Here is a 10,197-nt window from a genome sequence, read left to right as displayed (position 1 = left end):
TGATTAGCGGTACCGAGACAGCCTACTCGCGGTACCGCCTTTTGCTGATCGCCGGTACCAAGCCAGGTGATCGATGGTACCGCGAGAGGTTACTACTCAGACAGGTCGTAGGAATATACCAAGTATAGTAAATATAGCAAATCTATTTTTCGGACGAAGTATAGCAAATATAATTCTCAAGCGAAGTAGAGCGAACGCAACCCATCGGGCTGCGCGTGAGAAAGCGAGGGCGTCATGGCCGCCGATGTTCTGTTCTTGGAATACCCGAAGTGCTCCACCTGCCAGAAGGCTAAGAAGTGGCTGGACGCACACGGCGTGACCTACGCCGACCGGCACATCGTGGAAGACAATCCCACCGCCGATGAGCTGCGCACGTGGCACGAGCGCAGCGGGCTTCCTCTCAAGCGCTTCTTCAACACGAGCGGCATGCTCTACCGCGAGATGGAGCTGTCGAAGAAGCTGCCCGACATGCCCGAAGACGAGCAATACGCCCTGCTCGCCACCAACGGCATGCTCGTAAAGCGCCCCTTGCTCATCACCGCCGCCACCGTCATCCCCGGCTTCAAGGAAACCGCTTGGGAAGAGGCGCTGGGGGCTTAGTGCAGCGGCGAAACTGCGGGCTAAACCGCAGGCATCTCAGATAAGCAAAGCCGACAGCTAAATCGGCCCGACCTTCCCGCCAACGCGGGCCGACCGGGCCGATTCATGAAATAGCAAGTAGAGGGGAGGCTTGCTATTTACCGAGATTGGGCAAGTGCTACCAGAGCCTCAAGGCTCACCCCCGAGACTTCAGCTTGCGCTACCGCCCCGCCACCCGGAGCATTGGAAGCGCAGGAGCACCCGATGATCTTGGCCGAGTCCCCCTCCTCGAGCATCTGCTCGGGAACCGTCCACGAAAGCCCGTCGATGCCGCTCACTCTCAGATCGCTTGCCACGCTGCGAACCGCGTAGTCGGGCAAAGACGCACAAAGTGTCGCAGCGGCCTTGGAGAAGATGCCGCTAATGTACTCGTTCGAACTTAGCGAATCCTGCGTATAGACGAACGTACCGACAACTTTGGAAACAGCATCATGGCTCTCCGTCGCAACAGCTTCCTGCGAGACATCTTGGATCGCGACCGCGTCACAAGTCCCATTCGACTCAATGGCCATGGCTGGCGCAACTATGGCACTACTCGCAAGCATTGCGCAACCAACAACTGCCGTGGCCTTTTTCACAGTCTTGCTCATGATCTCCCCTTCCTACTCTTCCACAACCACATACACCGACGCGGCAGTCTGGGTATCGAAGCCGCCCGCATCGCCAGGCTTCACCGACAACATGTACACGCCGGGCTCCGTAGGCGTCCACTTTGCCGTGAAATACACCCATTGGTCTCCATCGAAATCGGCAGGAACTTCGATATCAGTCCAGCTGTAGCCGTAGTCGGCGCTGAAGCGCACTGCCGAGGTGTGGTGCTCGTCGCACTGCGCCGCCCACACATAGCCTTCCAACGTTACCGTATCGCCTAACTTGTAGGTCTGGCCGTCCTTGCTCGGAGTCCAGAAGGCACTGTCCAGCGGATCGCAAATCTGGTTGTAGATATCGGATCCCTCGGGCGGGAAACCTGTGTACCAATCGTTCCAGCCCGTCTTGTCGGGACGCTCCTCCCCAATGAAGTCAATTTGCGTGAGATACTTCGTCCATGAATAGGCGGGCCATCCGGGAACCACGTAACGCAACGGTGCGCCCTCTTCCGGGGAAAGAGGCTCTCCATTCTGGGCCCAGGCGAGCATGGCCCCCTCGGCAAGATCCTCTTCAATCTGGCTGTACAACCCGTTCATGAAGCCGTCGGCCGTCGAGCGCTGCACCGTGACCATGCCGTCCTTCAAGCCACCGCACGCCTCAATCACATCTTCGAGCAGAACACCCGTGTACTCGATATTACCTACCTGGGTGCAATCGAATCCATTGCCGGCGCAGATGGCGCAAGTTCCCTTGGTCACCTCTCCAAGCGCCTTCAATTCATCAAGCGTGAAAGTGCGAGGGCTGTTCACGCCACCGCCTACTTTCAACTCGTAGGAAGCAACATCGATATTTTCGACCTGCCCGTTGACGCTGCAAAACAAGTCCTCGAGAGAAGATGTGCGCTGGTCTAGCTCAACTTTGTCAAGCTGCCAATCATTGACCACGTTGATGCCCGCGATGGTGTCTCCTCCCGACACATTTCCGCGCAGGGCAATCCATTCCTGCCATTCGGGACTACCGACGTTCTCAGGGAAACCACCCAGCTCACCGGTGTAGATGTACTCGTCGAAGAGAACCAACTCCCCATCATTGGTGGTCGCGTGACACGTGAAGCAGTTGCCCGTGAATGCCTGGTTATTGTAATGGGCCTGATGAATCGCTTCCCCAATCATGGGGCCGCCACCGATAGCTTGCGGCCGATGGCACGTCATGCAGTCGGTGACCTTCGTCCCCTGCCCATAGGTTGCCAGATCTTTGTAGGGCAGATGCTGCCGATACCCTGAAACGAACGAGTACAAATCGTCGCCGTGGCAAGACCCGCAACCGCGATTCCCAGCATTGATAAAGTTTGTCGTATAGTCGGCCTCGGGGAAAAAACCCGGGTCACGCTCTGTCGATCCCGATTGAGCCAAGGTGGTTGGCTCAGGCTCGACAGCTTCCACCTCGCGCGTTTGCGGCTGGCAAGCTGCCAGGCAGAAGACAGCCAACGACAGCATCAGAACGATTATTCCGACGATGCGTTTTCTTTTCATTAGTTCTCCTCCTTCTCATAGAAGTTGTTCATAGACACAGCCTCCTGCGGAACCACCTCCTTACTATTTCGCTGCACTATCAACCCTAATCTCGGCTAACGCATTCGTCTTGAGCAAAACAGACGGGTCTTTTCACGCATCTACGCAACCATTACGTAGGCGAAGAAAAAAACAACCCGTATACTCGGAATCGTTCAACTGAAGCAGAGGGGGAGCCATGGCGGAACAACCGGAAGACAAGGAAGCCAGAATAACACTGCCTATTAGCGCATCGTCTGCGCTGCTCGCCATGGGCTTTGGCCTTTGGTGGGCTTGGACGGATTCGTTTTACTTGGCATCGCCGGGAGCAAGCCCTTCAGCCACCTCCATGATTCCTTCCGAGAGATGCTTCATCTCTCTAGGCTGCGGCCTGGCTCTCATCGCCCTCCTGCTGAAACAAAGACGCCAAAAGGAGAGAGCGCCCAGGGGAATCGTCTGGGCATCTGCGCTGTGCATGAGCGTGCTGCCTTTCATAGCGCGCGTCATCCCCCTTTATACAGAGGAATCATCATGGCGAGTTCTTCTGCTACTCGTTGCCGGATTCGCATCCGCGCCGCTCTTCCTCGAGTGGCTGTCGAAAATCGCCGGCAACTCGGACGAACCATCACTTATTGTTCCTCTCGCCCTCGTTGTCGATGTTGCGGTCAACGGCTTGGCATACTTGCTCGGCGCCACCCTACCTTCTGCGAAATACGCTGTACTTCAACTTGTCTTACCCCTTGTCTCAGCTGTCGTCTTTGCAAAAACGAAGCCAATTTCCTCTGGCAACAAACCCTATGCCCAAACCATTGCGAAAGAGCATGCCCCCCACGGCGCAACTCCTTGGATCTTGCTCGCAGGATCGCTTCTATTCGCGTTTGATTTCGCCTTGCTCCTTGAGTGTATCTCGTCGATCCCGGAAAGCGCGTCTGCTCTTCAGTCCCTGCGCCTCTTAGGACCTCTAGCCTCGGCCGCACTCTTTATCACTATAGAAAACATCCTGCACAAAAGAGGCAGTCTGAGCTGGGGACTCAAATTCATCGTGACGCCCTCACTTGCCATGGGCTTCCTCGCCCTCCCCGTCATTGGTTTCCAGGTGCCCGCCATCTCATGCACGATCACGTGGATTGGCATCGATTACTTTGTCTTGACGTTCTTCACGCTTCTCTGTCAGATCATTCGGCGAGTCCAAATACCTGCTCGCCCGCTTCTCGCCCAGGGTATAGCCAGCAATTGCATTGGTCTTGCACTGGGAGCGTTCGCAGGGAAAGCCATCTGCATGATGGCCAACCCATCGCCGCTCTTGTTCTCGATAATCGCCCTCATCGTTGTCACTTCCATTATCTGGATCGCCTTCTGGATGATCGATGACCGAAAAGTCGATACTCTTTGGGGCCTCGACAAAAAACCAGCACAGCTTGTTCACGACGAACGTATTTGCCAATGCTGCGACGCCATTACCGCAACCTATGGACTCACCCCACGCGAGCACGAGATCATCGTCATGCTTGCCCATAACCGTACCGTGAGCGATATCGCTGGCGATCTGATCATCTCCGTCCGAACCGTAAACACGCACATGAACAATATCTACAGAAAGCTCGATATCCACTCGCGCAACGAGCTATCCGATCTGCTGAGATCCACGCAAGGCGACGTGCGGTAGCGGAGAGAGAACAGCGGCCCATGCTACAATAGCCCGAAGCCATCAGCAGGAAGGAGGCCCGTGGGCACGGGATCGGAATACGAGCGCTACGAAGAGCCCTACTCCCACGAGGTGCGCGACCGACGCGTGCGCGGAGCCCGGGGCCTGCAGGCCGTCGACGGGCTCACCACCAGCGCCGCCTTCGACGAGGCGGCCGAGCGCTACGTGGCCGGCGACATCAGCGCCCGCGAGCTGAGCGACATCGTAGACGACTACTACGACCAGAAGGTCGAGCGCGGCGTCAACCGCTACTCCCAGGAGGCCGACCTCGTGAGCGCCCGCATCTGCGACGCTCTGGACTCCAACGGGTTCACCTTCTCCCCCGCCACCCTGCGCGCCATCCACGGTCGCCTCTTCCGCGGCCTTATGGAAGAGCCCTTCTACGAGCAGCACTACCGCGACTACAACATCTCGAAGCGCGAGTTCGTCCTCGCACGGGAGTCGGTGGCCTACGGGGACTACGCCTCCCTCGAGGACGATTTGGAAACCGCCTTCTCGGAGTTCAGCCCCGCGCCCGCGCAGGACGGCGACTACACCGCCTACATCGCCTCGGTGGCCGACTTCATCGCGCGCGTCTGGCAGATTCACCCCTTCGCCGAAGGGAACACGCGCACCGTCGCCGTGTTCCTCCAGCAGCTGCTGCACTTCCATGGGTTTCCCCAAGACTGCAGCGAGGCCTTCGACCGATCGTCGCTGCAGTTCCGCAACGCGCTCGTGCGGGCCAACTACCGCAACATCCCGCTCGGCGTCGAACCCGATCCGACGTTCTTAAACGAGTTCATAGGCTGCCTCATCGCGGGTCGCCCCTTCCCCTACCGCAACCGCGACATGGCCGCCGCCGAGCTGTTCCGCTCCAAGGGCCTCATCCCTCCGCAAGAGGAAAGCCCCCGACGACTCGGGTAAAAAACAAATGCAGTCCCACGCCTCGGCGCAGGGGAACGTCGGATCCAGGTCGCGCCCGAAGCATCAGAAGTCGTCGACGCCGATGGGCAAATAAGAGCCACCAACTGCTCTTGCCAGAGCCTCGGAACGACATTCTGGCCAAAAATCGCCTGCAAGCTGCGTCAGCGCCTAGCATCTCCGCGACGAGCAACCAATCGCAATCCTCTGATCAGGGGAAATACAGAACAGGCGCAACCAACTTTCGCGAAAGGCAATGCGGTGGCCAAAAAAGGAGCCCGCAATGCCAGTTGATGACCCTTTTTTGGCCAGGATTCTCGCGCAACCCTTAACCTCATGAAAGCGTGGGCGGGCTGGGTGACGCTGGGGGCTCGGGGCTTCGGAGAAGGCGGCTGCATCGGCGCCGCTGAAGCCGGTGATGTCGAAGCGGGCGAGGAGGTCATGCCGACCAAAAAAGCCGCCCGGGGAGGCGGGCGGCTCGTAAAGGGAGCGGGCGCAGGGAGGGAAGCGCCCGCGCGGAATTGGTCGGAGGTCGGCGAACTAAGGCTCCGCAGGCCCTCGTAGATCGAGGAGTCTTTGGAACCTCGCGGCCTTCTAACGGCTAGGAAGCGGTCGACTGCTCGAGACCTTCCGGTTCTTCGCAGTCTTCCAGCTGCTGACATACGGCCAACGCTGCGGCGTAGGCGGCCTGGTAGGCCTCCACTTCGGCGGACAGCGCGGCGAGCGATTCCGCTGGCAGCAGAGCCGCGCGGGCTTCTTCGACCGTGTCGAAGGGACTCGCCTCCAACGCTCGGGCCAGGGCCTGCTCGGCGTTCTGGGCCGGCCCCACGCGCAGACCTCGCTGGGTGCCTGCGGCCATGAGCGCCAGACGCGCCTCCCCTGCTGCCTGCTCTCCCTCGGCTTCGGCCGCGCTCACGCGGGCCTCCGCCTCGGTCACCAACGCGTCGGCCCGGACAAGCTCGGCCGCCCGATAGGCCGCCGCCTTCGCCAGGCCGTCCACCGTGGCGGCAGAGCGGGCGCGCGCCAAGGCCGCGCCTTTCTCTTCCATCGCCGGCAGCTGGGCGTACAGATGCTCCAAGCGCCCGAACGCCTGCTCAACCTCTGCGCCTTCCACGACCTCCACGCCTTCCGGCCCACAGCCGGAGGTGGCCACCGCAGCAGCGGCCACCTCGGACTTCAGCGTCTTCGCAGACACTAGATCTCCTGGTACACGCCGGCCAGCTGCTCGCCGAGGCACTTGCCCTGCACGAGGCAGCGCCCGTGGCTGTTGCCCTGGATGTTGATCGGGTAGTCCACGGCGTAGATGTCGCCGGCGCAGTTGCCGATGGCGTACAAACCGGGGATGGGCTCGTCGTTCTCGTTCAGCACCTCGAAGTTATCGGAGATGTGGATGCCGCCCACGACGGAGAGCAGGCCGGGCGCCACCATGCAGGCAGTGAAGGGGCCCTGCTCGATGGGGAACAGGAAGTGGTCCTCCTTGAAGAAGTCGGTATCCTCGCCGGCCTTGCACAGCTTGTTGTAGCGCTCGACGGTGGCCTTCAGCTCGGCGGGATCCACCTCGATCAGCTCGGCCAGCTCCTCCAGGGTGTCGGCGCGCTTGTAGTAGTCCGGCACCTCGGTCAGGCCGTTCTCCACGGTCTTGGTGTGGCCGTCCACGGCCGCCTGGTAGTCGGAGCCGTAGGGGCGGAAGGTGTCCCAGAACATGCCGCCGCCGTGCTCAAGCGAGCCCAGAAGGTCGTTCTGCCAGTTGGCATCGAAGATGGACCAGGCATGGTCGGCGCCGCCGTTGTACATGACGCCCAGGCACTTGCCCTGAACCCAGGTGGCCTCGTTCATGAAGCGCTTGCCGTCGGGGTTCACGAACAGGAAGGGGCCGTGGAAGGTGGCGGCGGCCTGCGGGTGCATCATGGTCGGCCAGGGGCCCTCCTGGAAGGCGCCGCCGGCCCAGGCGGCCATGTTGTGGCCGTCGCCCACGTTGCCCTGGTCGGAGCACAGACGGGTGAACACGCGGTTGGCCACCGGGGCGAACTCGTTGATGTACTCGTCGCTGTAGCTGATGTCGCCGGTGGCAAGCACCACGCCCTTGGAAGCGTTGTACTGCACGTACTCGCCGGACTTGTTCTGGCAGATGGCGCCGGTCACCTTCCCGGACTCGTCCTGCACCAGCTGCACGGCGGGCATCTCGTAGACGAACTCGGCGCCGGCCTTCAGGGCCTCGGCCTCGAACATGTACTCAACGAAGTCGGCCATGGTGTGCTCTTCGAAGATGGGGCCGCCGCTCATGAAGTGGTAGCAGGCGATCTCGGGGTGCACCGTGGAGTTGGAGCCCACGGTGACCATGCACTTCGCGCCGTTGGCCTCGGCCATGTCGAGGAACCAGTTCATGCAGCGCTCGGACTCGCGGAACCACTTGCCCACGAGCGACTCGCGGCAGCGGTTGCCGCACGTGGAGACCCAGCGCTCCATCTCCAGGGATTTGTCGAACTTCAGCCCCAAATCGTCCAGGGCGCGCGAGGCGATGGCGCCGGTGCCGCCCACGCCATGGCCGTTGAGCACGGCATCCTTCTCCACGAGGATGGTCTTGGCGCCGTTCTGGGCCGCGGAAAGCGCGCAGCAGGTGCCGGAGTAGCCGCCGCCGATGACGAGCACCTCGGTGTCGACGGTCTGGGAGATCTGGTCGGCCGCGATAGGCTCGGGCTTCACTTCCCAGGTGTGCTTGGCGGCCTCGCCGGTTTCGGCCAGCGCCGCGTCGGCCTTGGTGGCCTCGGTCTGCGGTGCGCATCCGGCCAGGCCGAGCGCGGCCACGCCGGCGGCGCTAAAGGCAGCGCCCTTGAGCAAGTTGCGACGAGAAATTCCAGTCATGTTTTCCCTCCATAGTCTCGGTGACTGAACGGTTCCGAAGCTTTCGCGGCAGCTACCTGGGCCCTTCACCCAAGCTGTCCACACGAAGCCGGAACCGACGCCCCGGCCCTCTCATTGGCGGAACGCAAGAAGCACTATGCCCTCTTCCGCCCTTTCGCGTAAGCCACCAAATTGGGTAAATTCGCAGCAGCGGGAACCCGAAACGTGGCGCAGCATCACGCTTTTGAGGGGGACATATTTTGGGTTGTTTTTGAAAAATCCCAGTTCATAGCCAAGTATCATCGCAAACTTGTTGGGTGCGCCGCCTCCGGCCACCGGCTGCGGCTGCTAAAATGCACCAGGGAGGAAGGATGCCACATGCAACGCGCCAAAAGGCTTTTGGAAGGTCTGCGAATACACCACCTCGGCTTCGGCTTTTTCTGGACCGTCACCTTTATCGTGCTCGCAGGGTTCCAAGGCGCAGGCGCCGTCGCCGATTATTGGCAGATCTACATTCTCACCGAACAGACGCTCATGCCCCTGGCCGTAGGAGCCCTGGGCGCCCTGTGCGCCTTCCGCCGTTGCGAGCTTCCCCATTGGACGGCCTCGGCGGCGAGCTTCATGCTCAGCGGAGCCGCGCTTCTCTACTTTCTCGCGTTTCATTTCGGCCAAAGCGACGGCGCCATCGCGACGGTCGCGGGCGTGCTCATGGGCGGCTCCTGCGCTCTGTTCTTCCTGCTTTGGGAGATGTTCTACGTAACCGAAGGCCAGCAGCGCGCCCTCATCTGCATTCCCCTTTCGGCCGCCATGTCGGTGGCCTTGTATTTGCTCATTCGCCTTTTACCGCCCGTTGCCGTAGCCCTGGCTGCCGTTTGCGTGCTCCCCTTCTTAGCACTTCTCTGCCTTCAGAAGAGCCTCGCCGAAATTGAGGCCGACGCCACGGCGCCCCTCACGCGCCCCGCCCTGAGACGCGCCGTGGGCGACCTATGGCGCCCCGCGCTTTGCGTCAGCATCCTCGGTTTTTCGTGGAAGCTCATCGCCGGCATCGAGCCGGCCCAAAGCTCCGGCGGCGCCGCGGTGCTCGTCGGATTCGCGACGGCGGCCCTTTTGGTGGTGGCCCTCGAGCTGTTTCTTTCGAAGGGCTTCGACATCCTGCATATCTGTCAGGTACTTTTTCCCGCGCTCACCGTCGTATTCCTGCTACCGTCGTTGTTCGGCCAGCAGTACACAACGCTGCTCGTGGCGTTTCTCATGTTCGGCTTCGAGGTGGTGAACCTGCTGCTCATCATCACCTGCGCGGTGTATACCATCCGAAACGGACTGCCCTCCTCACCGCTGTACGCCCTGTGCATCGGGCCAGTCCTGCTTTCCATGGCCGTGGGCAGCGGGCTGGCCGAGCTTCTGGGGCCGGCGCTTTCCGATGACCTCGCCCATTGGACGAACGTCATCCTGCTTTGCGTGGTGCTGCTGTCGGTCGCACTCATTCTGGTCACGCGCGGAAAGGGCCAGGCGCTGGCCTCCATGACTGACGCGGAGCTGCTGAACCGCGGCACAACGTTACGGCGGGGACGGCGCGATAGTCGCCGGGATGGCCGCCAAGGTGCTAAGCCAGCCAACGGCAGCGCGCGTCAACGGGGAGACGCACTGCACTCCCCGGATGCGACAGCAGCAGACGCCACACGAGTTCCCAGTGACGGCCCCTCCGAGCAACAGCGCCGCATTCGCAGCTACCTTGAGGAGCACGGCCTTTCTCCGCGCGAGATTGAGGTGGCCGAGCTGCTCATGAAGGGCCATACGGTATCGGCCATCGCCGGCAAGCTGTTCATCTCGGAAAACACCACTCGCGGCCATGCCAAAAGCATCTACAAGAAACTCGCCATCCACTCCCGCCAAGAGCTAGTCGACCTAGACGACCAGCTCACCCGGGCGTAACGTTCACTGAATGCCCTGGCCGCTATCGAACCCATGCCGCGG

At 61.0% G+C, this 10,197-nt stretch carries 8 protein-coding genes; 4 read left to right on the top strand and 4 right to left on the bottom strand.

The genetic code is table 11. The features are described 5' to 3' along the window. Positions 1–234 precede the first annotated feature (234 nt). Positions 235–600: an arsenate reductase family protein gene (locus ACW4LP_RS05805; RefSeq protein ID WP_114549432.1), complete on the top strand. Its 366-nt coding sequence runs from the start codon at positions 235–237 to the stop codon at positions 598–600. A 137-nt stretch (positions 601–737) separates the two neighbouring features. On the opposite strand, the gene ACW4LP_RS05800 is transcribed toward ACW4LP_RS05805, so the two are convergent. Both ACW4LP_RS05800 and ACW4LP_RS05795 read right to left on the bottom strand, forming a co-directional pair. Continuing rightward, entirely contained in the window at positions 738–1,229 is a 492-nt protein-coding gene (locus ACW4LP_RS05800) for a hypothetical protein (RefSeq protein WP_114540576.1), read from the bottom strand. 12 nt (positions 1,230–1,241) lie between these two features. After that, positions 1,242–2,759 (bottom strand): molybdopterin-dependent oxidoreductase, encoded by a 1,518-nt coding sequence (locus ACW4LP_RS05795; protein ID WP_114549431.1) that lies wholly within the window; start codon positions 2,757–2,759, stop codon positions 1,242–1,244. A gap of 217 nt (positions 2,760–2,976) precedes the next feature. On the opposite strand from ACW4LP_RS05795, the gene ACW4LP_RS05790 reads away from it, so the two are divergent. Together ACW4LP_RS05790 and ACW4LP_RS05785 are read left to right on the top strand one after the other, a co-directional pair. Further along, a complete protein-coding gene (locus ACW4LP_RS05790) occupies positions 2,977–4,443 on the top strand; it encodes a helix-turn-helix transcriptional regulator (RefSeq protein WP_114540578.1) in 1,467 nt (488 codons plus the stop codon). 60 nt (positions 4,444–4,503) lie between these two features. Continuing rightward, positions 4,504–5,385 carry a Fic family protein gene (locus tag ACW4LP_RS05785; RefSeq protein ID WP_114540579.1) on the top strand — a complete coding sequence of 294 codons (882 nt, stop codon included), beginning with the start codon at positions 4,504–4,506 and terminating at the stop codon, positions 5,383–5,385. Between the two features lie 598 nt (positions 5,386–5,983). On the opposite strand, the gene ACW4LP_RS05780 is transcribed toward ACW4LP_RS05785, so the two are convergent. Then, positions 5,984–6,577, bottom strand: a complete 594-nt coding sequence (locus tag ACW4LP_RS05780) for a hypothetical protein (protein WP_114549428.1) — start codon at positions 6,575–6,577, stop codon at positions 5,984–5,986. Continuing rightward, entirely contained in the window at positions 6,577–8,244 is a 1,668-nt protein-coding gene (locus tag ACW4LP_RS05775; protein ID WP_114549427.1) for an FAD-dependent oxidoreductase, read from the bottom strand. The genes ACW4LP_RS05780 and ACW4LP_RS05775 overlap by 1 nt, the downstream gene beginning before the upstream one ends. A 357-nt stretch (positions 8,245–8,601) precedes the next feature. On the opposite strand from ACW4LP_RS05775, the gene ACW4LP_RS05770 reads away from it, so the two are divergent. Next, positions 8,602–10,155 (top strand): helix-turn-helix transcriptional regulator, encoded by a 1,554-nt coding sequence (locus ACW4LP_RS05770; protein WP_114549426.1) that lies wholly within the window; start codon positions 8,602–8,604, stop codon positions 10,153–10,155. Positions 10,156–10,197: the final 42 nt, after the last annotated feature.

Source organism: Adlercreutzia sp. CNCM I-6215, from assembly GCF_977072315.1.
Note: the sequence above shows the minus strand (reverse complement) of the source record. Positions and strands in the feature narration are given on the sequence as shown.

Bases quoted from the DNA above. Each gene is read 5' to 3' on its own strand.
- ACW4LP_RS05800 (WP_114540576.1), bottom strand. From the start codon at position 1,229: ATGAGCAAGACTGTGAAAAAGGCCACGGCAGTTGTTGGTTGCGCAATG.
- ACW4LP_RS05790 (WP_114540578.1), top strand. From the start codon at position 2,977: ATGGCGGAACAACCGGAAGACAAGGAAGCCAGAATAACACTGCCTATT.
- ACW4LP_RS05795 (WP_114549431.1), bottom strand. From the start codon at position 2,759: ATGAAAAGAAAACGCATCGTCGGAATAATCGTTCTGATGCTGTCGTTG.
- ACW4LP_RS05805 (WP_114549432.1), top strand. From the start codon at position 235: ATGGCCGCCGATGTTCTGTTCTTGGAATACCCGAAGTGCTCCACCTGC.
- ACW4LP_RS05775 (WP_114549427.1), bottom strand. From the start codon at position 8,244: ATGACTGGAATTTCTCGTCGCAACTTGCTCAAGGGCGCTGCCTTTAGC.
- ACW4LP_RS05770 (WP_114549426.1), top strand. From the start codon at position 8,602: ATGCAACGCGCCAAAAGGCTTTTGGAAGGTCTGCGAATACACCACCTC.